General features: G+C 48.2%; 25 protein-coding genes. 15 read left to right on the forward strand and 10 right to left on the reverse strand.

Annotation, left to right across the window (positions count from 1 at the left end):
* The first annotated feature begins 77 nt into the window (after positions 1-77).
* Together IPP66_20290 and IPP66_20295 are read left to right on the forward strand one after the other, a co-directional pair.
* Positions 78-287: a hypothetical protein gene (locus IPP66_20290; GenBank protein ID MBK9927616.1), complete on the forward strand. Its 210-nt coding sequence runs from the start codon at positions 78-80 to the stop codon at positions 285-287.
* 87 nt (positions 288-374) lie between these two features.
* The gene (locus IPP66_20295; GenBank protein ID MBK9927617.1) at positions 375-863 is read left to right on the forward strand and encodes an HIT family hydrolase; all 489 of its coding nucleotides are present in this window, start codon (positions 375-377) and stop codon (positions 861-863) included.
* Here IPP66_20295 and IPP66_20300 read toward each other — a convergent pair.
* Positions 860-2,533 (reverse strand): AarF/ABC1/UbiB kinase family protein, encoded by a 1,674-nt coding sequence (locus IPP66_20300; protein MBK9927618.1) that lies wholly within the window; start codon positions 2,531-2,533, stop codon positions 860-862. The genes IPP66_20295 and IPP66_20300 overlap by 4 nt on opposite strands.
* A gap of 96 nt (positions 2,534-2,629) precedes the next feature.
* A complete protein-coding gene (locus IPP66_20305) occupies positions 2,630-2,890 on the reverse strand; it encodes a DUF4404 family protein (GenBank protein ID MBK9927619.1) in 261 nt (86 codons plus the stop codon).
* 163 nt (positions 2,891-3,053) lie between these two features.
* Here IPP66_20305 and IPP66_20310 point away from each other — a divergent pair, with 163 nt between their 5' ends.
* Positions 3,054-4,064 carry a LacI family DNA-binding transcriptional regulator gene (locus tag IPP66_20310; GenBank protein ID MBK9927620.1) on the forward strand — a complete coding sequence of 337 codons (1,011 nt, stop codon included), beginning with the start codon at positions 3,054-3,056 and terminating at the stop codon, positions 4,062-4,064.
* A 79-nt stretch (positions 4,065-4,143) separates the two neighbouring features.
* Positions 4,144-4,665, forward strand: a complete 522-nt coding sequence (locus IPP66_20315) for a ParB-like nuclease domain-containing protein (protein ID MBK9927621.1) — start codon at positions 4,144-4,146, stop codon at positions 4,663-4,665.
* 256 nt (positions 4,666-4,921) lie between these two features.
* Here the strand turns inward: IPP66_20315 and IPP66_20320 are convergent, their stop codons facing one another.
* Entirely contained in the window at positions 4,922-5,182 is a 261-nt protein-coding gene (locus tag IPP66_20320; GenBank protein MBK9927622.1) for a hypothetical protein, read from the reverse strand.
* Between the two features lie 280 nt (positions 5,183-5,462).
* Here IPP66_20320 and IPP66_20325 point away from each other — a divergent pair, with 280 nt between their 5' ends.
* Positions 5,463-5,702: a hypothetical protein gene (locus tag IPP66_20325; protein ID MBK9927623.1), complete on the forward strand. Its 240-nt coding sequence runs from the start codon at positions 5,463-5,465 to the stop codon at positions 5,700-5,702.
* Between the two features lie 260 nt (positions 5,703-5,962).
* On the opposite strand, the gene IPP66_20330 is transcribed toward IPP66_20325, so the two are convergent.
* Positions 5,963-6,181, reverse strand: a complete 219-nt coding sequence (locus tag IPP66_20330) for a hypothetical protein (protein ID MBK9927624.1) — start codon at positions 6,179-6,181, stop codon at positions 5,963-5,965.
* Between the two features lie 600 nt (positions 6,182-6,781).
* Here IPP66_20330 and IPP66_20335 point away from each other — a divergent pair.
* Positions 6,782-8,938, forward strand: a complete 2,157-nt coding sequence (locus IPP66_20335) for a PAS domain S-box protein (protein ID MBK9927625.1) — start codon at positions 6,782-6,784, stop codon at positions 8,936-8,938.
* Between the two features lie 17 nt (positions 8,939-8,955).
* On the forward strand, positions 8,956-9,333 hold the full coding sequence (locus IPP66_20340) for a response regulator (protein MBK9927626.1): 378 nt from the start codon (positions 8,956-8,958) through the stop codon (positions 9,331-9,333).
* A 60-nt stretch (positions 9,334-9,393) separates the two neighbouring features.
* Here IPP66_20340 and IPP66_20345 read toward each other — a convergent pair whose 3' ends face one another.
* A complete protein-coding gene (locus tag IPP66_20345; GenBank protein ID MBK9927627.1) occupies positions 9,394-10,071 on the reverse strand; it encodes a noncanonical pyrimidine nucleotidase, YjjG family in 678 nt (225 codons plus the stop codon).
* A gap of 192 nt (positions 10,072-10,263) precedes the next feature.
* Here IPP66_20345 and IPP66_20350 point away from each other — a divergent pair, with 192 nt between their 5' ends.
* From IPP66_20350 to IPP66_20370, 5 genes are all read left to right on the forward strand, one after another.
* The gene (locus IPP66_20350; GenBank protein MBK9927628.1) at positions 10,264-10,710 is read left to right on the forward strand and encodes a C_GCAxxG_C_C family protein; all 447 of its coding nucleotides are present in this window, start codon (positions 10,264-10,266) and stop codon (positions 10,708-10,710) included.
* 34 nt (positions 10,711-10,744) lie between these two features.
* The gene (locus IPP66_20355) at positions 10,745-11,584 is read left to right on the forward strand and encodes a ChbG/HpnK family deacetylase (protein ID MBK9927629.1); all 840 of its coding nucleotides are present in this window, start codon (positions 10,745-10,747) and stop codon (positions 11,582-11,584) included.
* A 72-nt stretch (positions 11,585-11,656) separates the two neighbouring features.
* Positions 11,657-12,349: an aspartate/glutamate racemase family protein gene (locus IPP66_20360; GenBank protein ID MBK9927630.1), complete on the forward strand. Its 693-nt coding sequence runs from the start codon at positions 11,657-11,659 to the stop codon at positions 12,347-12,349.
* A gap of 142 nt (positions 12,350-12,491) precedes the next feature.
* Entirely contained in the window at positions 12,492-13,076 is a 585-nt protein-coding gene (locus IPP66_20365) for a hypothetical protein (protein ID MBK9927631.1), read from the forward strand.
* 192 nt (positions 13,077-13,268) lie between these two features.
* Positions 13,269-13,742, forward strand: coding sequence for an effector binding domain-containing protein (locus IPP66_20370; GenBank protein MBK9927632.1), 474 nt, complete (start codon positions 13,269-13,271; stop codon positions 13,740-13,742).
* Positions 13,743-13,794: 52 nt separating this feature from the next.
* Here the strand turns inward: IPP66_20370 and IPP66_20375 are convergent, their stop codons facing one another.
* The gene (locus tag IPP66_20375) at positions 13,795-14,163 is read right to left on the reverse strand and encodes a DUF1801 domain-containing protein (GenBank protein MBK9927633.1); all 369 of its coding nucleotides are present in this window, start codon (positions 14,161-14,163) and stop codon (positions 13,795-13,797) included.
* A 1,128-nt stretch (positions 14,164-15,291) separates the two neighbouring features.
* On the opposite strand from IPP66_20375, the gene IPP66_20380 reads away from it, so the two are divergent.
* From IPP66_20380 to IPP66_20390, 3 genes are all read left to right on the forward strand, one after another.
* Positions 15,292-15,573 (forward strand): hypothetical protein, encoded by a 282-nt coding sequence (locus IPP66_20380; GenBank protein MBK9927634.1) that lies wholly within the window; start codon positions 15,292-15,294, stop codon positions 15,571-15,573.
* Between the two features lie 56 nt (positions 15,574-15,629).
* Complete coding sequence (locus IPP66_20385; GenBank protein ID MBK9927635.1) at positions 15,630-15,914, forward strand: hypothetical protein; 285 nt, start codon at positions 15,630-15,632, stop codon at positions 15,912-15,914.
* Positions 15,915-16,078: 164 nt separating this feature from the next.
* Positions 16,079-16,606, forward strand: coding sequence for a hypothetical protein (locus tag IPP66_20390; GenBank protein MBK9927636.1), 528 nt, complete (start codon positions 16,079-16,081; stop codon positions 16,604-16,606).
* A gap of 143 nt (positions 16,607-16,749) precedes the next feature.
* On the opposite strand, the gene IPP66_20395 is transcribed toward IPP66_20390, so the two are convergent.
* The 4 genes from IPP66_20395 to IPP66_20410 all read right to left on the reverse strand — a co-directional run bounded on the left by IPP66_20395 (position 16,750) and on the right by IPP66_20410 (position 23,386).
* Positions 16,750-19,380: an adenosylcobalamin-dependent ribonucleoside-diphosphate reductase gene (locus IPP66_20395; protein ID MBK9927637.1), complete on the reverse strand. Its 2,631-nt coding sequence runs from the start codon at positions 19,378-19,380 to the stop codon at positions 16,750-16,752.
* 90 nt (positions 19,381-19,470) lie between these two features.
* Positions 19,471-19,920 carry a transcriptional regulator NrdR gene (nrdR, locus tag IPP66_20400; GenBank protein ID MBK9927638.1) on the reverse strand — a complete coding sequence of 150 codons (450 nt, stop codon included), beginning with the start codon at positions 19,918-19,920 and terminating at the stop codon, positions 19,471-19,473.
* A gap of 189 nt (positions 19,921-20,109) precedes the next feature.
* Complete coding sequence (locus tag IPP66_20405) at positions 20,110-20,937, reverse strand: alpha/beta hydrolase (GenBank protein MBK9927639.1); 828 nt, start codon at positions 20,935-20,937, stop codon at positions 20,110-20,112.
* Complete coding sequence (locus IPP66_20410) at positions 20,918-23,386, reverse strand: alpha/beta fold hydrolase (protein ID MBK9927640.1); 2,469 nt, start codon at positions 23,384-23,386, stop codon at positions 20,918-20,920. Before IPP66_20410 ends, IPP66_20405 begins: the two co-directional genes overlap by 20 nt.
* Positions 23,387-23,425: the final 39 nt, after the last annotated feature.

The raw sequence follows: 23,425 nt of genomic DNA on the forward strand, positions 1-23,425 counted from the left end.
CGAAATTAGACACTTCCACATGGGCTCATCAGAACATGACCAAAGTGCTATAATAAAAATGCAGAAAGGAGCACCCCATGACCGAATATGAAAAGAAATGGAAAGAGCATATCCCTGAAGAAACTCGCGAACATTACAAAAAAGCACGCGAGGAATTCAAGAAATCGGTGGAAGGATTAATGCCTGAAGGGTTTGTGGAACATCACCGCAATGCCCGCCGCGAAATGATGCTCGCCATGAGAAGCATGCTCGACCACGCCATCAAAAAGATGGACGAAAAAGCCTAACGCTTCGTTCCCAAAGTACAACCAGAGATAAGCAGATAAGAGGGGTGCCTGTTTATCTCTTTTTATTTCAACACGAGAACACAAACTATGAAAACTAAGGATTTTCTTGGTAATGAATGGGACGGTGATTGTATGGGGTGCGCCATCAGTGAAGGGTCAGCTTCCGTCCCTGGAGGGCTGATCAAAAGAACACAATTTTTCTTGGTAAATCAAGATCCGCTTATCCCACTGCCAGGTTTTCTAGTGGTCGCATCCACACGACATATCCGATCCATTTCTGAAATGGACGACTTCGAATATGACGAATTCTCCAAACTCATCAGAGATACTCACCGCGCCATCAAAGATGTGACAAGGATAGAAAGCTTGACAATCGTCCAAGAGGAACGTTCCAATCATTTTCACTTATGGTTCTTTCCATGGACGCAAAACGTTATCGAACGATATGGACAGCCATCGCTTGCAAAAATCCGCGAGATCATGGCGGACTATAAAACTCGAACCATTGATGAATCAGAATGGAAGGAACTGGAAAGTTCCATCACAAAAATAAAAGACCGCCTGACAGGATCTTAATTTCTACGGGGGAACAAGATCCAAAGCAAGGAAATGAGAGCGCCCGCCAACAACCCTTGCGCGTAGAGCATATTCCCTGCGTTGTACAACAACACCCCGCCCAATAACAATCCCAGAAAAATAATTCCGCCTGTCAATCTATCCACAGAGCGGGATAACGTGCGCACCTCACGCGCCACCTGCGGAGATTGCACAACCAGTCCGCCGCTTTCGGCCTGAGATAGTACACGGCTGGCTTGCGACGGCAATGCGATCAGGTTCTGCAACAAACTTCCTAATTCTTCGAGCCACTCATTGAGTCCCTTTGTGGCTTCCTTTTCGATCAGTTTTTTCGCGTACGGTGAGATTTGATTCCACAAATTGAAGTTCGGCTCGAGGCCCGTACACATGCCCGAAAGAATCGCAACCGTGCGTCCCAACATGATGAGATCATTTGGCACCTGGAACGGCATGCTGAAGATCAGGTCACGATATTGATGCGCAAACTTTTTCAACTCAGCGGGGTCTGTCTTACGCAACTCACTCATCGACATGCCCCAGAAGCGGTCAAAGACCTGCGCCTCGGCTTGCTCGATCAACTTCACATCTGCACCAGGCAATAACATTCCCAATTTTTGATACGATTTCACCACCCGCGCCGAATCCTTTGTGCCAACACCGATCAACATCTCGCGCAAGCCATCACGCACACCTTCAGGCACACGCGCCACCATGCCGAAATCCACAAAGGTCAACTGCCAGCGACGAGGTGAATCGCTATCAGCGCCGAGAGGAGTCACGAACAGGTTGCCAGGATGCGGGTCGGCATGAACGAAGCCATCCTCAAAGATCTGCTTGAGATACACATCCAATAATTTATTCGCCACATCGCCGCGTTCGATGCCCGCCTTCGTGATCGCATCGTAATCGGTGATCTTGATCGCGAACACATCTTCCAACGTCAACACACGCAACGCCGAAAGACTTTTCACAACGCGCGGCACATGCACATCGGGATCATCCTTGAAGTTCTCGAAAAACGTCTCCGCATTGCCAGCTTCACGCACGTAATCGATCTCTTCGCGTACTGTTTCTGAAAACTCGCGTAACAACGCAGGCACATCCGCATGCTCACGCACAGGACGATACCGCATCAACCATCCGCCCACACGCTTTAAAGCGGATAGGTCCACTTCGACGATCAACGCAATATTGGGACGCTGGACTTTTACGACTACATTTCGGAATCCATCCGCTTCATCCTCAAGCCTCAGCCTGGCTCGATGCACCTGACCTAATGAGGCGGCCGCAAGCGGACTCTCGTCAAACCACTCGAACTTCTCCTTAAGCGATGCACCTAATTCTTTTTCAGCCAGGGCCTTTATCGTTTCATACTCCACCGCAGGGACTTCATCCTGCAGGTTGGCAAGCTCATCCGTTACTTCGGGAGGCAACACATCCAACCGCGAAGAAAGGAATTGCCCCACCTTGATCATCACGCCACCCATGTGAAGCGCCAACACACGAAAGCGGACCGCCTCACGGCGAAAACGTTCAGCACGAGTGCGGCGCGTCCATGCACGCAGGCCAATCTTGGCAATGATTAATTCCCAGAGAATGAAACGTGCAATGACCCCCGCAAAAAAATATAAGATCCGAAAATAACGTCCACGAAACTGCGATGCCTTCATTGGTACTCCTGTAACATTCGTTTTTATTGTATCACCCGTAATACAGGAATAAAAAAGCGGACGAATTTCTTCGTCCGCTGGTAATTAGCAATGTGGCTAAATGCCTGCGTTATTCAAGGCGTTCAACACTTGAGAGAGCGCCGCTGTGATGGCAGGGTGCTCCACTTCGAAATGGTCTATCGCTTCCTGCAACCGCTCCAGAAGAGAGTCGTTCGAGTCTTCTGAAGGGCCGATAAATTTTTGAATATCCGTTTCAAGGTGACGTAATAATTCACGCCCCTTTTCATCCACAGATTCGGTGCGTTCAAGTTCAGTGTGGAGTTGTTCAAGAAGCTGGCTAAGTTTTTGGTCTGTCATGGAACACGCTCCTAGACATTGGGATGTAAGATGGTGTTACTTCTTATTTCTATTGTACACGAATTGAATAGGCGCAACAAAACATGAAAATGATCTCTTCCCTCTTGACAAAGCTACAAAGGGATTTTACAATGCAATCGGTTGCATAACTCAAGGAAAAACGATGAGCAAAGACAGTGTCAAAACAATCGCGGACATCGCCAGGTTGGCTGGAGTATCCAAGTCAACAGTCTCTAGGGCGTTAAATGACAGCCCGCTCATCGGAGAAGAGACCAAGGCAAAGATCCGCTCCATCGCCCGGGAACACAACTTTCAGATCAACGTCCCGGCCCGCCAGCTGAGCATGAAGCAAAGCCGCACGATCGCTTTTGTGACCCATGCCTACCACCAGGATTTTTCGGTGGCAGACCTGTTTGGGCTGGAGATCATGGGCGGCGTATCTCATGGCCTGGCTACACAGGGATACGATATGCTTGTCATCCACGTGGACCCGCACGATAATAAATGGGCCCGCCAATATTTCGATACAGGCCGCGTAGATGGGTTCATCCTGATGACTTCCACACGCAAGCAATCGCATGTGAAAGTCCTTGTAGAAGTCGGTGCCCCATTCATCATCTGGGGCGTTCCCCTGCCCAACCAGAAGTATTGCTCTGTAAATGGAGACAATTTCAACGGTGGCAAGCTGGCAACAGGTCACCTGACCAGCCTCGGGCGAAGAAAGATCGGCTTTATCGGCGGTCCAGATTACGAGTTGGAAGTCCAACAGCGGTTCAGTGGATATAAGTCAGCCTTACAGGAAGCGGGCATGGAAGTTGATGAATCGTTGATCGAATATGGCGATTACTCTGATACATCGGGAGCAGAAGCCATGAAGCGTCTGCTTGAGAAATCAAAGGATATTGACGCAGTCTTTGTCAACAGTGACCTGATGGCCATTGCCGCAATGGACGTGATCCGCGAACACGGCAGGCGTGTGCCCGAAGATATCGCAGTGGTCGGTTACGATGACCTCTCCATTGCCGAGCATAGCAACCCGCCCCTGACGACGATACGGCAGAACATTCCGTTGGCAGGAAAAGTGCTCGCACAAAACCTGATCCAATTCATTCAATCAGGCATGCCGACCAATGTATCTGTCCCGGTGCAATTGATCGTTAGAAAATCAGCTTAAGTTTTCGTCTCTTTTTTTAGGCAGTTGTGCAACCGATTGCATAAAATACAGTTTTCATAAGACATGAAAGGAAAATAAAATGAACATGTACATCACCTTCTCCACACTCCGCAGTTCTCTGGCTTACAAGTTCTTCAAATTGCGGACACGTGCCATGAATGACGCCTTCCAAGCGAAACTAACCGGTTCGAAATCAACTCTGGAAGTTTTTCCCGGGACCGGGCAACGCATCTCTCCAAGCCGGAAGCTGGTCAACACTACGAACATTTCCGTGGCTGACATCGTTGGCACATTCGAACGGAGTGCCGATTTTGACAGGCGCTTCCGCCCACTCAAGAAACATTCGTTAGACCGCTGGGTCAATGCCTACATGCTACACGAGCAGAACAGTTGGAGTCCAATACTTGTACATAAAGTAGATGGAAAATATTTCGTCGAAGATGGACATCATCGCGTCTCTGTAGCGCGCTCCATCGGCATGGACTTCATCGAGGCAAAGGTCTGGGAATACACCACCGCACAATCTAAATCAGCCAACGCATGTGAACCCGCAACTTCCTGCACGGAGAAACGTCCGTCCAAGGCATATGCGGCTGGCTAATATCAAGTAGTTCTCCTCATAAAGACTGCTCCGAATCTGGTGAGTTCGGGGCAGTCTGTTTCATTCTCAGTATTAATTTTATTGTGGGGTTTTCAGAAATGTCGTGTCCTTACATTAATCAGAACCTTATTCCCCACATTCTGGTATTAAATTTCAAACTTTCAAGTCGGCCACAGAGCACACGGAGATATTTGAGAAAGTTTTTTAAAATCTCATTTTCTCGGTGGTCTCTGTGGCAGTTTTTTTTGTAAAAGTACTAATATAAAATTTCGCGGTCCGCTTGCTCAACTTCCTCATACACTTTTTTCACTTCTTCTTTCATCTCAACAGAGACGCCAGCCGTCTGTGGGATGAACTTGACCATATCTTTGGCCTGACGCAACAGGTCTTTGACATTGGCAATGTATGAGAAATCCGATTTGCCGAGACCCGTTGTCGGGACGGGAAGGTCGCGGGCTTGCTGAATCAGCTTTCGGGCACGTGCGAGGCGTTCTGTCGCGGGGATGAGTTTAGGCATGTTGTCTCCTTTAATTTCATGATGATTATAACTTTCGGTTGTGGTACTTTTCAAAAGCACCCAAAAGTGTACTTTTATCTCTCGGGCATTCAAGATAAACTTTATACACATTAACAGTAGTTCGTTTTCTAGGCGGCGTTAACGTTTTCAACACAAAAAATTTAAGTAGGTTTCACGAAAGAATTCCCTTTCGGGTGTATATATCAGCCATGGCAGTTCGAGATTCGCGGACGAGCCATGAGCCCATTTTTTATTTGAACAGGAAAGGAGTGCAGTCAGCATGTTACCAAGTCAAGAGGTCGCCGTCGGAAAATTCTATGTAAATCAAACCAGGAATGTTGCTCGCCAGGTTGTGGAGATCAGGAACAACGCTATTATTTTCATCAATTATCACTTGAACACTGGAGCATCGACCGGCACTCCCAGTGAATGCATGAAACAGCATTTCACTCTGTGGGCGGACCGCGAGGCTTCGCAATCGGAATTGACCAGACTCAAGAAGAAGACACAAATGATCTAGGGACGTTGTTAGCCAAGCCCAATGAGGAGAGAGAGACGCTTTACAGCGCAGGGCTTGTTCAGGGCCTTCCCTTAAGTCCACGAATAAAATGAAATGACGGTGCATTTACCTTTTGTAATGGACTTGAGGGAAGCGCCCGTTGACACCTTGTGAGGTGGAGAGAGAGTTCGCTTACCAAAGCGAGCAAAAAGCGGACGAGATTACTCGTCCGCTTTTTATTATTTTGATCAGGTTCGATCTTTTAGTATGTTTTGAAAGAGTTACTGTGCCAGTGCCTGACGGATGGACAATGAAATGAAAAACCATAATACAGCCGCGGTAACACCGATGATGATGTTCAGTACGATCTTCACCACGCTCGGAAGGCTGGATTTGTAAATCGACAAGTTGATAGCATACGCCACCCCGCCCAATGCCCCGCCGATCGCACCACCTACAAGAGCCAACAGGAGAGGCCAACCAGACAGAACATGCCCCATGGTAGTAACAGTATTCTTCTGCGCGACAGAACTGCCGCCTATTTTCTGTAAAGATTTCAATGCCAATTGGTTATTGGGGTTGTATCTCAATGCTTCTTCGAGATATCCTTTACGTTCTTCGCGGTCCCGAGTAATGGATGCCAACCAAACCCACGCCTCATCATCTCCCGCGTTGACTTTCAACATTTGCTCCAATAGTTTGCGGGCTTCTTCTTCCTTGTGTTCATTTATCAATTTTTCTACTGGTTTTAGATCATTACGCATCGATTGCCTCCTATGTTAGATATGCTCATTTTATAATAAAAGCTTAGAATCTTCCATTACATTTCGATTTCCAGACCCGCCAAAAGCGATTTCACTACATCATCTTGCGTAATTTTATTCATTCAACTACAACAACTCCCCCAAACTGTGAATCGCATAGGTAACCGCCAACCCACCAGGCAGGGGCTCGCCGTGCGGATTGAAGTTTGGCCACGTCGACCACTTCTGATCGGCATAAAAGCTCTTTGATAATGAACTGCCAATTTTACATAGGGTGCGACAGGCTATAATTAGCTGGACCTATAAATTTCAAATCCCTCAAAAACAGGCTAAGCCATGTCCTTTCAAACAATCTTGTATCTGACAATACTCACAGTTGCAACAGTAATATCGATGATATTGGCTTTGTATACATTGCAACGCCGGCAGACCGCAGGCGCCAAGCCTTTTTCCTTGATGATGTTGGCTCTATTTGAGTGGAGTCTGGCCTATCTTTTACAGATCAGTTCGCCTGACCTCGCGGCACAGGCGTTCTGGAATAAAGCAACGTATTTCGGTATTGTAACAACTCCCATTTTATGGTTCTTATTCTCTCTGGAATATACTGAACGCAAAAGCTGGATCACTCGCGCCCGCCTGATCGGACTTTTCATTTTCCCCGTTATTACCCTTTTTGTTATTTGGACCAATGATGCCCATTATTGGTTCTGGATGTCTGACGGAAAGCTTGTTCAAGAGGGCGATGTATTGCTTAGAAGCGCTGAAAATGGATTATGGTTCTGGGCACTCGCTTTATATTCCTACCTATTTATCCTAGCGGGGACGGTCATGGTTGTTCGCGCCTTGTTACACTGGCCATCACAGTATCGTGGTCAGATGTTTTGGATATTACTCGCCGTTTTCGCCCCTTGGATATTCAATATTATCCAAATCTTCAAACTGCTTCCCATCGTAATTGACTTAACTCCTTTTGCGTTCACGCTGACCGGGGTCGGCATGGCTTTTGCCTTGTTTATGCACCACCTTCTGGACCTGGCGCCTATTGCCCGTGAAGTTATTATTGAAGGGATGCAGGATGGCGTCATCGTGCTTGATTCAAGCAGCCGTATTGTTGAGACGAACAAAGCCATATATAGCATCCTGAATATCCCAGAGAGCCAAACTCTGGTCGGTAAAAAATTTGCAGATGCGATCATCCAATGGCCCAAACTGGTCAACTACGCCGAAAACGCATCAAAAACAGAAGCTGAGATCTCGCTTGGCACAGGCGTGGACCAAAGCTGGGTTGGACTTTCCAGCCTGCCATTGCAAGATAAAGAGAATAATAATGTTGGGCGCCTGATCATAATCCGCGATATCACTTCCCGCAAAAAGGCCGAGGAACAGGTACGGAAACTTTCTCGTGCTATTGAGTCTAGCCCAACATCCATTGTAATTACGGGGGTGGATGGAAATATCCAGTATGTGAATCCAAAATTTACGCAGGTGACAGGCTACAGCTTCGATGAAGCGCTTGGTAAAAAACCAAATATTCTAAAAACAGACCAAACCCCCGTCAGCACCTACAACGATCTATGGAAAACGATTTCTGAAGGTCGCGAATGGAGCGGCGAATTCTGCAATCGCAAAAAAAATGGCGAGCTTTATTGGGAGCTGGCATCCATCTCCCCAATTTATGATGATGACGGGGTCATCACACATTATGTTGCAGTTAAAGAAGACATCACAGAACGGAAACATGCTCAGGATGCCTTATCTATTGCTTACGATCAAGCGCTGGAAGCCAGTCGCGTGAAAAGCCAGCTCCTCGCCAAGGTTAGCCACGAATTACGAACTCCGCTGGGAGGCATTCTCGGATATGCCGAACTTCTCCGAGACGGCGCACTGGGGGAAATCAAAGAAGAGCAAAAAGATGCAGCCAAAAGCATATTGCAAAGTACTGAGCACTTAACCACAATGGTCAACGAATTACTCGATGAAGCCCAGATTCAAGCCAACACCGTCATCTTGAAGGAAAAGACCTATTCACCAGCCACGCTTCTGGAACAGGCGACTTCAGGTTTTGCAATCATGGCTGAAAAAAAGGGACTGGGATTTTCCACATTCATTGACCCAAGCCTGCCCAGAGATCTATATGGTGATGAACAGCGCTTACGTCAAATTTTGATCAACTTAATTGGAAATGCCATCAAGTTCACTCAAAAAGGCGAAGTGCGGGTCAGGCTGGAACGTCACGCTCCAGAACATTGGACACTCCAGGTAACAGATACTGGTATGGGTATCTCAAATGAATCGCAAGCTTATATTTTTGAGCCGTTCCGCCAAGTCCATAACGACATTACGCATGAGAACCGCGGCATTGGATTGGGGTTATCCATTACCAAACAACTGGTAGAATTAATGGGAGGGCGCATCATACTCGAAAGCAAAATAGGGCAAGGAAGCAGTTTTAGTGTATTACTTCCGCTCAAATTGCCCTCACAAAAAATGTAAATGGAGAGGGTTATTGTATGGAAAAACCGCTTGTTCTGATCATAGAAGACGACACTGCCCAGAATCAGATTTTCAAGATAGCGCTTAAAAATGATTTTGATGTGGAAACCTTCGTAGATGGGTATTCGGCCGCCACCAGGCTGGATGATGTAATCCCTGCACTGGTCTTGCTAGACCTCAATCTGCCCGGCAAACCGGGGCGTGAACTCCTTGCCAAAATCCGTAAGGACAAACGCATCGCACATATACACGTCATATTGGTCACGGCAGATGAACATCAAGCAGAAATGCTTGATAAAGATGCAGATCTCGTTCTGCTCAAACCCATCAGCCCAGGGCAATTAAAGGAACTCGCGCTACGACTTATTCAGAGGTCGTCTGTGAGCAGTGCATAGTTCACATAGCGGCTAAGACCACAAAGCGGACGAGACATCTCGTCCGCTTTGTTTTTCAATCTATAGCAACTCCCTCAAGTTGCGAATCTCATAGGTAACCGCCAACCCATCGGGCCGTGACTCGCCGTGCGGATTGAACCAACAGGTGTCCACGCCGAAATCTACGCCGCCGCGAATATCGGAGGAGAGACTATCGCCGATCACCAAGATGTCGCTTTTGGCTGGGAAGCCTGAGCGTTCGTGGGCCACTTCGAAGAAAGCGGAGTGCGGTTTGGCCGCGCCGATCTCCTCAGAGATGACCACGACCTCGAAGAACTTTTTGAGCGGTGACAGGGAGAGTCGGCCTCGTTGTACAGTGGTCAGGCCGTTCGTTATGAGTGCGAAGCGATGGGTCTCCTTGAGTCCCTGAAGGACCTCCAACGTGCCGTCGATCAGTTCTGTGCGTTGGGCAAGTTGTTCGATGTACGAGTTGCTCATGGAGTCGGGCGAAGCGTCCCGCCCTACGGCATGGAGAAATTGTTCGAAGCGCTTCACGCGCAATACATCGGGTTTGATCTCGCCTTTTTCGAGCGCGTGCCACAGCTTTTGGTTGATCTCGCGATAGGTCGCCATTGAGGCGTCATCAACGGGCAGGTTGTATAGTTGGAAGGTATTACGCAAGGCCGTGGACTCGGCGAGGTTGTAATCGAAGAGGGTGTTATCGGCGTCAAACCACAGCCAGGGATAGTGTTTCATCATTTTGTTTCACCTTGGATTTTAAAATTTTAGACTGGCGAATTATGCCATAGACATACTCGCAACAAGCTCATGAATTACTTGATCTGTTTTGGGCTGGTGCCTTTGAGATGGCGAATAAAACTGATGATTTACAGTAAAATATCAATCGCACGTAGCTTTGCAATGAGTTGTGGATAAAATAAAAGGAATCATATGAAAAATCGAATAGAAACTGCATTCTCGCAATTTGACAATGGATTTAATTGCGCACAATCAGTCGTGACATCATTTTGTGACGACCTCGGTATTGATAAAGACACGGCGCTAAGACTGTCATGCGGTTTTGGGGGCGGAATAGGAAGAAAAGGAGAAGTTTGTGGAACGGTAACGGGAGGGATCATCATCATCGGCGCAAAGCATGGTAAAGATACACAGGGCAACAAAGAAAACATGGATGTGACGTATTCAAAGACCCGGGAACTCATGGATTTTGTCGCTGAAAAACACGGTTCATATCTTTGCAGAACATTAATAAAAGATTGTGACTTAACAACAGAAGAGGGACAAAATAGGTTCAAAGAATTAGACTTAAAGAACAAAGTCTGCAAACAATGCATGTCTGATGTTATAGAAAAAGTTGAAGACATGCTGGAAATATAAAATACTTGGCAAAACGTGCACTGAGGCAGAAACAATGACAACATCCACAAAAGAAAAACAACGTACACAATCGGCTTCAAGAGAAGACAACGTCACACAATTGAACATCAACGTTGATGACGTCGGAATATCCCATGATGTTGCAGATGGCGTTTTACAGTTATGGGAAGCAGGGGCGATCTCTTCTGTGAGCGTCATGGCCTTTGGCTCAGATGTCGAACATACAGCCAAATTGCTTATTGAAAACAAGATCCCAACGGGTGTGCATCTTGCGCTCAATCATGGACGTGGTATGTTACCTGCAAGTGATGTGCCAAGTTTGCACGCACCAAATGGGGATTTATGGAACTCTGCCGAGGAAACCATGGCTCGGATGGTGATCTCAGAAGTAAGGTTGGAATTTGAGGCGCAGATCGAAAGGTTGCTGAGACTTGGAATCGCCGTGCGGCATTTAGATTCGCACATGGGACTGGTGTTCATATCCCCTGAACTCCTCTTGCTCTATCAGGAGCTTGCTCAAAAATATCGTCTCGCGGTTGCACTGCCCGATGATCCATATTTTGACTCGGCTCGGAGCAAACTGGTGCAAAATTCCCTGACGGCCAGTATCTCTATCAACGGCATCTATGAGCTTTCCGGAGGCGCTGAAGAGACCCTTGCCAACCGTGCCGCCCACTACCGATCTCTCCTGCGTTCAATGAAGCCGGGATTGAATTACATCTTTTCCCACCCTGCCCCACCGACAGCAAAGATCAAAGCGGAATTCGGGGATCATAAGATCCGGAATCATGACTTTGAACTCTTTATGTCTTCGGAGTGGAAAAAGATGCTGGCAGAGGAAAAGATCACGATCGCCAGTTTTCCAGAGCATTGATACAAGCAGGCGATATGGGATGCCCCACACAACGACTGGCATAACAGCATCACTTATTCTCAAGGAATAACAATGAAAACGATCGGCCTAATTGGTGGAATGAGTTGGGAATCTTCTGTGGAGTATTACCGCATCATCAATGAACTAGTCAAAGCAAAACGCGGCGGATTGCATTCTGCAAAAAGCATCATGTATTCCGTTGACTTTGCAGAGGTGGAAATCCTGCAACGTCAAGGAAGATGGGCGGAAGCCTCTCAAATGTTGGTCGGTGCGGCAAAAAACCTGGAGAACGGCGGGGCAGACTTCATTGTTCTTTGCACGAACACAATGCACAAAGTAGCAGAGGATATACAAGCCAATGTCAAAATCCCATTTCTGCACATTGCGGATGCAACAGCACAGCGGGTGAAAGATTCAGGTATCCAAAAGATAGGATTATTAGGCACGCGCTTCACAATGGAAGAGGAGTTCTACAAAGGCAGGCTTTCTCAGAAGTACGGCTTGAATGTAAGCATTCCAAATGCGGAAGAACGAGAGATCGTCCATCGAGTTATTTATGATGAACTGGTGATCGGGAAAATAATGCAAGACTCGAAAGAACAGTATATGAATATTATCGAACAAATGGTGAAACAAGGTGCGGAAGGGATTATTTTGGGCTGTACCGAGATCGGATTGCTCATCCATCAAGAAGACAGTCAAGTCCCGCTATTTGACACAACAAGGATTCATGCGGAAGCAGCGGTTGAATACGCACTAGAATAGCAATAACGGCTCATGCACCCCATTGGGCTGTTTGAAAGACTTCGTAATGGGAACATATAACACCCTCCAAACAGAAATTGCCTGCCCACATTGCAGTACGCTCGTGGATGTGGAGATAGAGCTGTTTTTCGGAGACACGCGCATGATGGACAAGTTTCAAGTCGGGGATATATATAAGTGGATTTCAGGTGCGGCCGTTCAACATGGCGGGAGACCGGACATGGGCAATATTGATGGAGAAGGATATACCGAGTGTCCACAATGCCGAAGAGATTTTTTTGTAAAAGTAATGATCCGTGAAGATAGAATTGAAGGTGTTGAACCCAATACGGAAAAAGCCGCCTATATTCAGGCATCGGATGTATCTACGCCTTCGTCGGAGATTACTCGTCCAGCCGATGGAAGCCCGGTGTGGAAACCCAAGCCAAGAGTTCGTGAAATCGGACAGATCACCTATAATGAAAAATGGGATCTTACACCCCAAATTGAAGATTTACTACAACAGCTTATCAAATTAGGTGCGGACATTTTTTCAACCAGAGGAGGGAGCGATTACACGGTATTAGTTCCACTTACCCTTTCTCGCGAACAACAAGATGAAGTGGAACGCCTAATGAAAATGTTAGGGAAAGAAGTAAAGGGGAACGTGGAGTATGTCGATTGGTATCCTCATGGATGGAAATTTCGTATTGACCCACATAAAGATGGCACGCGCCGCGCTTTTTAGCATTTTTCGTGACTTTGGGTTTTCCCGTTTCAACAGGGAATCCACCCTCCCACCTGCAGGTATCCCCACTCTCTTCACTTGGGGAACAGGCCGCAAACCGTCAGCCACCTCCTTTGAAGTCAGTGTGCGAATGTATGTTAAACTTATAGCACAGAACGCAATATTATTTCAGATTGCAAAACAGGGTGTACTATGTCTGATTATCAAATTGTTCTCAAAGAAGCTCCAGCAACAAAGGTTATTTCGTTACGTCGGGTGCTTGTAAAACCGCCAGATCAACGGCTTTTATGGGCAGAGTTACTGGAATATTGTGAGAAAAATAATGTTCAAATTGCCGGGACAGCGTTGGCAATCTACCATACTGTAGGCACACCGAAGGGAGGGTGGGACATTGAGGTGTGTATCCCCGTTGACGTAGATCACACCCCAAGCGGAGATGTGAAATTAAGCATTTTGCCCGCTGTTGAGAAGATGGCTTGCACAATTCATACGGGACCGTTCCGTACTGTTCAGAAAGCGTATATCGCGATAAACGAGTGGATAGAGACAAATGGTTATCACATCACTGGCCCCACTCGCGAGTTAAACGTGCGCTTACCGAACATCCCAAGCAACCCAGAAGACTCCGATGCGGTCAATGAGATCCAGTTCCCAATAGGCAAATAAGGGATTTGCTTGTTTCCACAGCCGGGGATCGTGTTTCACCATCGTGGACACATCAACACACATCCCCCGTTGACTCGACCGTCGCTTTCAACAGCTTCTCGACCACTTCAAAATTGATCTTCTCGGCCTTCGAATAACGGATGCAACCCTTGCCGAGGGTCACGCCAGGGACGTTGAGCAGGTAACGATGCGAACGCATCACATCCGTGCGCAAGATGTACAGGGCGATGAAATTCTTTTGGCTGGCAAAACCCACTTCCACTACACCGTTGCGCGCATAGCCCGGCATGCCATAGAACATCGCTTCTTTGAATCCCGTCAATGTGACACGACACAGGTCACGCAATTGTTTCAACGCGACCTTCCGCGCAACTGGGACTTCTTTGAGGTACGCAGGTATGGTTTTGGCAGATGATTGCATATACTAGCTATTATAAGTGAAGCTTTCATATCAAGCGGACAGGCATATCCCCTTTGAAATTGAAATAACTCTGTTTAGCCCTAAGATACACTCTTCAAAAAATTGGCAAACTTCTCTTCGTTGACCAGTGCTTTTTAGGAGGCTATAATCCGCTCATTCTATTTTAACCTTTGACCATCTAAAATCCTAATTGAATTAGGCGTCTAGTTGGAAACGTCCGTATATAAGCCGTTAGTTGGAACTGACTGTCTAAACACTAGTTGGGCGCTAAATGAAATAGTCAGGCAACGAACGTTATTGTGTGTGAGTAATTCGATAATTTACTTGAATTTATTATGAAATTGCTTAATAAAAAAATACTTGAAATGCTTGATAAGCTGAAAAAGCACTTGGTAATCATTATCTCATCTATAGCCCTAATAATAGGTTTAATTAGCGATACTATGAGTTTGAGTGAAAGGATTACCTTCAAGACATTTGGCATTCCTATTAGCCTACCTGTTATTACTGTAGAGTTTCAAGAATTAGCTTCATTTAGGATTGTACTCCCGCCAGTGTGGCTAATATGTATTGCACTTTCGATTTTAATATACAAGTCAATTCGATTTGATTATGACATTTCAATTTTTACCGCTAATAATCTCTATAAAAACGACCCTTTGATGTTGGATTATCATTACTTTTATCCATCGGATCTACGCAATTTAAAAGGGTATGGATTTCCTTTATTGTCCCTTTTTTCAATTATTTTCTCGTTGTTGTTTGTAAAGTTACTATTCTCGATTAACATATTGTGGTTGTTTCTAGCGTTTGTATTGCTAATACTTGTTCTCAATTTGTGGTTGACAAGAGTTTTTCGAAATCGATTTTGGAATCGTGTGGAAAAACACCATGCTAATATGGAATACTTAAGGGAAGTCGCGAACGATTGAATCTAAAAGCAATAAAATCAAAATCGTCTTGCAAACCCCGCCCAACAAAGCGTGCACCTGACGTGTGGGATTCTGCGGCATTTTCAAGCATTTTTCTGACTTTGTTTTTTTCTACATCTCAAACCTTGTCCACGCCCGCCCACACGCGGATAACGCAAACCGTTGGTCGAGTCGTGATGGATGAAAGCATGCACAAATGAATAATGATTTAAATGATCTGAGTGAAGCAGTCAATAAAATGCCCGAAGATTGGTGGAAAACTATAGAGTGGTGTGCATCTTGTTCTAATCTTTTTAAGGGATATATTCTTGGGTTGATGCTTTCAGGAAAATTTTATGGGACACAACAAACATATTTATATTCTGGGTTTCTGTTTGAGCTTAAAAACACCTTGATTTGGTTTACAGCTGGCCATATAACTAAAAACATAAACAAAGCTTTATCTGATAATCCTCACGAAAATTTATTGAGAACCTAAGAGAAAAAACAAGAATCAACCAAACCCAAGAATTATTCAAGTCAACGCTTGTTTGTTTGCCAATCGAAAAAATACCATTTTCCGTTGACCTCCCTTTTCAAACGCCTAATCCGAATGCCTTCCACGGAAAGATAATTGATTTTCCTGATTCTCCTGATACTCAATTTGCAGTTCCTGGTATGAGTGGCGGCCCGATTATCGGCATTAGACGTGATCCACTGAACGGAATCGATTATCGTCTTTATGCAATTCAAAGTGATTGGCTTTCAGAAAGCAGGCTTATCAGAGCTGAGCCAATCTTAGAACCGATTGAATGGATTGTGAAAAATAGTGATGAATAAAATCACACAAACAAAAGCATCTTGCAAAACCGCCCAACAACACATGCAGTGGGCGCGAAAGGCTGGTTCCGTTTCGGCGGTTGGTTCTCGGTGAAGCGCCGCTAATGCAAACCGTTGAGCAACTCCTTGCAACGAAATAAAATCTCCTGTAAAAAGAGGGATGCATGTTTAACAATGCACCAGATGAAAAAAACTTACTCGACAAACTTATTGAAGCCAGTACTTTTGGCTTAGATGATCTAGAACTAAATCGTCATGGCGAAATGTCTGGCTTACAGAAATCACGGCTAGGGTTGATGGCGATTGTCTATTTTGGCATCTGCGTAATATTATTTACGATTGCTATCGGCTCAACGTGGTTGCTTTTTACTCAATTACAAGTTGTTCCCTTTCTTCCCATGCTGATTTGGGTTATTCTCGTTGTATTTGGAGGTGTTCACTGGCTACGTCAAGCACTCCCAATGTGGGAAGATGTAAAGTCAGGTACAGTCTTATGTATTACAGGCCCATTACGTGAAATCTATACTCGGGTCAGTGCCGGACGTGTAACAGCATACGTAATTCACTATAGAATTGCCAAGAAATTCTTTGATATCGCTTTCTTTGCGCCTAAATTTGTTCCGCCAAACCAAAAGTGCCATGTATATTACACACCAAAAAGCGAGATCATTATTGGTATTGAGCCAATTTGAGGTTACCAACAAAACGTGCAGTGGGTTTCGGTGAACCCCTTACCCTGTGATGTACGCAATTCAAATCCTGTTTTCACAATAAAAAGCGGGCGACGCAAAGCGCCTCGCCCGCTAACGTTTAAACTTTCCAACTTGCTAACGTACTAGCACTCACTAAATCCGCACGCATAACACTTGCGGCAACCTTCTTCGTTCACCACGGCGGCTTCACCGCATTCGGGGCACAGGTCACCGATCTTCATCATCGAGGCGGGCGGCATGGCCGCTTCCAGTTCCTCTTCGATGGTATGGGAATGTCCGTTGCCGTTGCCACCGTTACTGCCGCCGTTCATCTTTTCTTCTATGACAGGCAGAGCATTGGCTTTATCGCGCAGGTACATATCGAGTACCTGACCGATGCCATCGGGCAACGAGCGCACGCGGTTCGGGCCAAGTCCCAGTGAACGGCCACCGCCGATGCCCATCAACTGACGGACCACTTCACGCATACGGTCGGTCGGTTTGGTCGGTGAGGACATACGCAAAATGTACGAGATGAGACGTCCGATCGCCTCAGAGACCGCGGCGGTTTCAGATCCAGCCTTGGCCGTATTGATAAAGGCCTCGAACGGCTGATCGCCTCCGTTTTCGTTGATGGTGATGAACGCCTTACCAGCGGGAGTCTCCACGCTCAACGTTTTCCCGGTCAATGCACGGGGACGAGGTTTCTTTAGGTCCGGAGTAAATGTCGGCGCGAGTTCAGGCTTGGGAGTGGAAGCAACTGTCGGCTGAGCTTGAGGCGCCTCTTTTTTCTCCGCAGTGGCTTTCGTCTCCAACACAACCTTATCGCGTGAGCCGGTCACGTACACGGTGATGCCCTTACAACCGAGTTCCCATGCCAGCATGTAAGCTGTGGCAACATCTTCCACGGTGGCATTCTCAAAGAAGTTGACGGTCTTCGAAAGCGAGTTATCCACGAAGGCCTGCAGAGCGCCTTGCATGCGCACATGTTCTTCAGCGGTCACATCGCCCGAGACAACGAACGTATCGCGCACAGCCTGCGGGATCTCTTTGATGTGCTGGCATGTGCCTTCACGCATCACCTGCTCCACGATCTCCTGGCGCTTCTCTTCACCGAGGCCGAGCTTCTTCAACGCTTCATCGAAGCGCGGGCTGGCATACGTGAGCTTGAGGTCTTTGCCATTGTCATTGACGTGGCGGATATAAGCCAGCGCGAAAACGGGTTCACAACCATAACCTTCACAACCTGCGACTGTGGCGATCGTGCCGGTCGGTGCGACTGTGGTCTGGGCGGCGTTGCGGATGCCATGCTTTTTGATGCCATCCACCACCGCGTCCCAATCGACGTTCGGCCTGCCCCAGTGATTCTCAAACTTGACCAGCGTCTGCGGCGGGGTCCACGTCATGTTGTCCATATCGTAGATCGAGCCTTCGATGGCCGGGAACGCGCCGCGCTCTTCAGCCAATTGAACACTCGTCACCATCGCGTGATAACGGACGAACTCCATCACCTGCGCGCCGAATTCCTGTCCTTCTTTCGAACCGTAACGCACACCGGCGTGGTACATCAAGTCTGCGAGGCCCATGATGCCGAGACCGATGCGGCGTGCGCGATGCGCGGCTTCCTTCAATTGAGGAACGGCCGGCACATACGCATTCGCTTCCACAACATCATCGAGGAAACGTGTGGCGGTCACAACGCTCTTGCGGAGCAGTTCCCAATCCACGGTGCCGTCCGGTCCGCAGTGCTCGTTGAGGTTCACCGAACCGAGACAGCAGTTCTCATACGGTCCAAGCCATTGCTCACCGCACGGGTTCGTGGCCTCCAGCGGATACAAATGCGGAACAGGGTTCGAACGATTGGCCGCATCGAGGAACAACACGCCGGGCTCGCCGTTGTGGTGCGCCTGCTTGACGATCTTGTTGAAAATATCGCGTGCCTTCACCTTGCCGTAGGTATTGATCTTCACGCCAGCGGCTTCGGCCTGTTCGAGCGTGCCGCTCACGCCTTTTTGTTTCATATCCTTCATATCGGGGAAGCGCAGTTCCCAGTCCGCATCATCTTTCACTGCGCGCATAAACGCATCGGTGATACCAACAGAGATATTGAAGTTCGTGATGTGATTTTCGTTGATCTTGCTGGTGATGAAGTCTTCCACATCCGGGTGGTCCACGCGCAGAACGGCCATGTTCGCGCCGCGACGAGTTCCGCCTTGAGCGATCTCACCGAAGGCGTGGTCATACACCCGCAAGAATCCAACTGGCCCCGTGGCCTGACCGGCCGAGGTCAACACCATCGAACCTTTCGGGCGCAAGCGTGAGAACGAGAATCCGTTCCCACCACCCGTCTGCTGGATCAAGGCCGCATCGCGCAAGGTCTGGAAGATGCCTGCGCTGTCACGTCCCATATCATCGGTGATCGGTAAAACGAAACATGCCGCGAGTTGTCCCAACGGCGTGCCGGCACCGGTAAATGTTGGGGAATTCGGGAAAAACTTCTTGCTCGATAACAAGTGGTAATACTCAACAGTGCGCTTGTCGACATCTGCGCCCCATTGCTCTTCCACTTTGGCAACGTGATAGGCTACACGCCAGAACATTTCTTCCACGTTCTCAGCGGGCTTACCATCGTCGCCACGACGTACATATCGTTTCATCAACACCTGCCGGGCGTTATCCGTTAATTGCGCCTGTGGCAACCCCTTCGGCATGGGAGGTGTTGGAAGTAACCCATTCTTAATTTGTTCGGTCTTGGTGACTGCTTTGCCTGCCATATTGCACTCTCCTCTGTATGATTTTTGAGACAAAAAACCGACAGCAAACACCACCCCGCCAAAAGAACGGAATGGGCCGCTGTCGGTAAATTAACTTTCGAGCAATTGATTGATTTCGTCGCGAATTGAGTGAAGGTCATCCAATCCGAGATACACAATGGCATACCGGATGAACGCAACCTGGTCTACTTCTTTCAACACCTGCATCACGAGGTCTCCAACAATGCGGGAAGAAACCTCAGATTTACCTGCTTTTTGTAATTGTGCTTCCACTTGCCCGATCATCCGCTCGATGTCCGCCGCAGAGACAGGTCGCTTCGCACAGGATATGCGAATGCCACGCGCCATCTTCTCGCGGTCAAACTCTTCGCGAGTGCCATCCTGCTTGATGATGAGCGGCGTCGCCAGGATGGGTCGTTCGTAGGTGCTAAAGCGCTGTCCACAGTTAAAACACTCACGACGACGGCGAATTCCACCGTGACTATCGTGAGAGGTATCGAGAACTTTAGAGTCGTGATGCTGGCAGTATGGGCACCGCATTGAAAGAATTACACTCCATTTTTAGAACATTTGTACCCGCCATCTGTGGGCGTAAAGGCGTTGCATCCCCGTACATTTGGCATCTATTGAACAGCATTTTAGCACGTACACCCCCTCACTTCAAGAGGACACACGGGGGATTAATCTTAAAATATCAGGTATTTTAAGGGGCGCGTAGAGCAATCGTTGTTATGCAACCCTTTTCAAAAATTCCAACACCAACACATTGAACTCTTTTGCATTCGATTGATGCGGCACATGCCCGGCGTTGATCGACTTCCCTTCTGCATGAGGCATCACCCGCATCAGCTCAGGGAATGACTTGGGATTCAATGTCTGGTCATGGTCACCCCACACGATCAGCGTCGGAACAGAAATGGATGATAGGTTCCTGGTCTGGTCTTCAAGCACGTTGGGGATGTTATATACGCCCGACGCAGTGCGTGTGTAATCCAACGCCGTCTGTGCACGGATATGTTCTGGCAGGGAGTGCAATGCACCGGCGCTGTGTCCCATCACACGACTGGTCGCATCCACGATCTTACGAAACATCCACTGCGGGATACGTTGAGCAATAACGCCTCGCAAGTTGCGGTTGCTGTAAGACCTTCGGAGAAGCGGAGGAAGCTGGCGGCGTGTATAAAATGGATTGACGAGGATCAGGCCTCGGGTCCGTGTTGAGAAGCGGCGTGCGTACTCCAAAGCAAGATACCCACCCAGTGAATGTCCGATGACAATAGCAGGCTCGGTCAGTTGAAGCGAGTCCACCCAATGCAGGAAATGTTCGATCACCCAGTCGATGTGATAACCCCGCGATTCGGGCTTTGGGCTTTCGCCATGACCGAGGATATCGAGCGCGTAGGAGGCGTAACCGTTCTTCGTGAGTTCAGGGATGAGTTCATCCCAATCATGTAAGGAGGCGGCCATGCCATGGATCATGATGACCGGCGTGCCGCTACCTTGTTGAACAAAATTTGCAGTTGTAGGGATCACAAGATCATTTATCGTACTTTTCATATCGTCTGACTAACTCTCTTCTCAAAACTTTTCCAATGAAGGTGCGCGGGAAATCATCGAGGAAGAAAACAAAACGCGGCACAAGATGACCGGGCAACCTGCGCTTGCAATAGGCAATGACCGCGTTAGGCGTGGGCGCATCTTTGCTCGCGATCACGAACGCAAAGGGATGCCCCGCCACAGCTGTGACTGCCACCTCTTTCACCTGCGGGATTTCGTAGATCACTTCTTCCACATCGCGCGGGAAGGCTGGCTTCTTTTGTTTGGTCGGGTACCACATATCGGCCTTGCGCGAGATGATGCGGACGTATCCATCTTCATCCTCTTGCGCAATATCGCCCGTGAGAAGCCAACCACCTTCAATGAGAACTTCCTTCGTCGCCTTCGGATTCTTCCAATATCCCATCATCACCTGCGGACCGCGGATCGCCAACTCACCGATCTGCCCTTGCTTCACGGCTTTGGTCTTCAAGGACAGATCAACAATGCGACTTTCCGTGGAGGGAAGAGGCACACCGATCGTGCCAACTCTGCGCTGATCACCCAGCGGATTCGCGTGCGTGACCGGCGAGGCTTCGGTGAGTCCGTAGCCTTCCACCAATCTGCCTTTCGTCAACTTCTCAAACGACTCTTGCACTTCTACAGGCAACGGCGCAGACCCACTGATACACGCCTTGATGGATTTAATCCCGTACTTTCGCACACCACGGAAGTTATTGATCGCCACATACATATTCGGCGAGCCGGGGAAGATGGTCGGCTTGTATTTTCTGATCGCCTTCAACACATCCAGCGTTTGGAATTGTGCCTTGAGGATCATCGCCGCCCCCACCGAAACAGGGACGTTCATCGCAGTCGTTAATCCATAACTATGAAAGATCGGCACGACACACAAAAATCGTTCCTGACCTTCTATCGCCTCTGGCAGCCAGTGACGGGTCTGCAAAGCGTTCGCTACTAAATTACGATGCGAAAGCATCACACCTTTTGATTGTGCGGTCGTGCCACCTGTATATTGAATAACAGCCAGATCATCGGGCGTCACTTCCACAGTCGGTGATTTGGTGCTGTTGCCACCCAGCCAATCCTTCCAACGCATCGCATTCCGCAAGCCATATCCGCGATTACGCCAACGCGAGATCAAATGCTTCGGCAACGAAAGATAATCACCAGGGTCGGTCAACACAACATGCGGAATACCACTGCTCTCTTGAATTTGTTTGGCAAGCCCTGCCCACATCGAAAGCGTCACCAACACGCTCGCATCTGAATCCTTGACCTGCCGCAACACTTCCTCAGGTTCGATCACCGGCGGCACGAACACCGCAGTCGCGCCCGCTTTCATCGTCCCATAAAAACCGATCACCATCTGCGGCAGGTTTGGCAACAACAACACAACCCGCGCTCCCTTTGCCACACCCAGCGAAAGTAACGCATTCGCATATCGATTGGCTTCGTGGTTCAACTTGCGATATGAAAGTTGACTGCCTTCAAAAAAGATCGCGGGTTGCAACGGAAAACGCCGTACCGATGAACGCAACAAATGATGCAACGGAATGTTCGGCACGCCCACCGTATACGGCACGCCCGCTTCATAATGCTCCAGCCACGGACGTTCCTTCCGCAAGGCATCACGTCCGCCCTTTTTCTTTTGGGGACTGCTGGCCGATTCTCGCCATGAGCGTTGACCTTCGCCCATGAGGAATCGTTCTATCGACCGATTCACCGCCTCCCGCCGCTCCAGCATGACCATATGGCCGGATACGCCAATATCGGCCTCTTCCGCCCCGACGATTGACTCTGTCACCTTCTCGAAGGCCGGCCGCTCGAACACGATATCGCGATGCCCGCGAATGACAAGTGTCGGCACTTCGAGCTTCGCCAACCTCTCCCAACCCTTCCAACGGGACATATTTTCGTAATAGTATTTCTTTAACGCATGTGGCGGCGCATGCAACCACGAACGCGTGAACGGGCCGATCAAGCGCAACAACCACGCTGGCAAGCTCAACCCAAACCGAAAGAACGGATTCAAATTGAACTCACCCGCCGTTGCGATCAAGATCAACCGCTCAATGCGGTCAGGGTGCTTCAATGCATATTCTGTAACAACCGCCCCACCAAAGGAATGCCCTACCAACACGATCTTCCCCTTGACCTGCAACAACGTAAGCGCGATCTCCAAGTCTTCAACAACACGTGGCATATCGTATCCACTACCCGGCTTATCGGAAAGTCCGTGGCCACGCATGTCCAACGCAATGACACGGTTCTCCACGGCAAACTTTTGCATCTGGTAATGCCATTGTTCCGCCTTGCCGCCAAACCCATGGATGAAAACAAAAGTCCGCTGGGGATGATCCGGCGAAATATCGATCGCCGAAAGTCTCACCAACGGATTTGTAGAAACGCGAACCTCGTGCCGATAAAGATCAAGGTCTATGTCCATGAAAAGAGTTTACAGGAGGTGACATCAATTGTCAATTTT

Source organism: Candidatus Defluviilinea proxima, from assembly GCA_016721115.1.
GTDB lineage: Bacteria > Chloroflexota > Anaerolineae > Anaerolineales > Villigracilaceae > Defluviilinea > Defluviilinea proxima.

What these genes read in the sequence shown, in the direction of transcription:
- IPP66_20320 (MBK9927622.1), bottom strand. Translation starts at nt 5,182, where the DNA reads ATGCCTAAACTCATCCCCGCGACAGAACGCCTCGCACGTGCCCGAAAG.
- IPP66_20375 (MBK9927633.1), bottom strand. Translation starts at nt 14,163, where the DNA reads ATGCAATCATCTGCCAAAACCATACCTGCGTACCTCAAAGAAGTCCCA.
- IPP66_20390 (MBK9927636.1), top strand. Translation starts at nt 16,079, where the DNA reads ATGTTTAACAATGCACCAGATGAAAAAAACTTACTCGACAAACTTATT.
- IPP66_20295 (MBK9927617.1), top strand. Translation starts at nt 375, where the DNA reads ATGAAAACTAAGGATTTTCTTGGTAATGAATGGGACGGTGATTGTATG.
- IPP66_20350 (MBK9927628.1), top strand. Translation starts at nt 10,264, where the DNA reads ATGAAAAATCGAATAGAAACTGCATTCTCGCAATTTGACAATGGATTT.
- IPP66_20365 (MBK9927631.1), top strand. Translation starts at nt 12,492, where the DNA reads ATGATGGACAAGTTTCAAGTCGGGGATATATATAAGTGGATTTCAGGT.
- IPP66_20340 (MBK9927626.1), top strand. Translation starts at nt 8,956, where the DNA reads ATGGAAAAACCGCTTGTTCTGATCATAGAAGACGACACTGCCCAGAAT.
- IPP66_20305 (MBK9927619.1), bottom strand. Translation starts at nt 2,890, where the DNA reads ATGACAGACCAAAAACTTAGCCAGCTTCTTGAACAACTCCACACTGAA.
- IPP66_20395 (MBK9927637.1), bottom strand. Translation starts at nt 19,380, where the DNA reads ATGGCAGGCAAAGCAGTCACCAAGACCGAACAAATTAAGAATGGGTTA.
- IPP66_20330 (MBK9927624.1), bottom strand. Translation starts at nt 6,181, where the DNA reads ATGGGGCATGTTCTGTCTGGTTGGCCTCTCCTGTTGGCTCTTGTAGGT.
- IPP66_20405 (MBK9927639.1), bottom strand. Translation starts at nt 20,937, where the DNA reads ATGAAAAGTACGATAAATGATCTTGTGATCCCTACAACTGCAAATTTT.
- IPP66_20380 (MBK9927634.1), top strand. Translation starts at nt 15,292, where the DNA reads ATGAATAATGATTTAAATGATCTGAGTGAAGCAGTCAATAAAATGCCC.
- IPP66_20300 (MBK9927618.1), bottom strand. Translation starts at nt 2,533, where the DNA reads ATGAAGGCATCGCAGTTTCGTGGACGTTATTTTCGGATCTTATATTTT.
- IPP66_20410 (MBK9927640.1), bottom strand. Translation starts at nt 23,386, where the DNA reads ATGGACATAGACCTTGATCTTTATCGGCACGAGGTTCGCGTTTCTACA.
- IPP66_20290 (MBK9927616.1), top strand. Translation starts at nt 78, where the DNA reads ATGACCGAATATGAAAAGAAATGGAAAGAGCATATCCCTGAAGAAACT.
- IPP66_20360 (MBK9927630.1), top strand. Translation starts at nt 11,657, where the DNA reads ATGAAAACGATCGGCCTAATTGGTGGAATGAGTTGGGAATCTTCTGTG.
- IPP66_20355 (MBK9927629.1), top strand. Translation starts at nt 10,745, where the DNA reads ATGACAACATCCACAAAAGAAAAACAACGTACACAATCGGCTTCAAGA.
- nrdR (MBK9927638.1), bottom strand. Translation starts at nt 19,920, where the DNA reads ATGCGGTGCCCATACTGCCAGCATCACGACTCTAAAGTTCTCGATACC.
- IPP66_20315 (MBK9927621.1), top strand. Translation starts at nt 4,144, where the DNA reads ATGAACATGTACATCACCTTCTCCACACTCCGCAGTTCTCTGGCTTAC.
- IPP66_20335 (MBK9927625.1), top strand. Translation starts at nt 6,782, where the DNA reads ATGTCCTTTCAAACAATCTTGTATCTGACAATACTCACAGTTGCAACA.
- IPP66_20310 (MBK9927620.1), top strand. Translation starts at nt 3,054, where the DNA reads ATGAGCAAAGACAGTGTCAAAACAATCGCGGACATCGCCAGGTTGGCT.
- IPP66_20325 (MBK9927623.1), top strand. Translation starts at nt 5,463, where the DNA reads ATGTTACCAAGTCAAGAGGTCGCCGTCGGAAAATTCTATGTAAATCAA.
- IPP66_20370 (MBK9927632.1), top strand. Translation starts at nt 13,269, where the DNA reads ATGTCTGATTATCAAATTGTTCTCAAAGAAGCTCCAGCAACAAAGGTT.
- IPP66_20345 (MBK9927627.1), bottom strand. Translation starts at nt 10,071, where the DNA reads ATGATGAAACACTATCCCTGGCTGTGGTTTGACGCCGATAACACCCTC.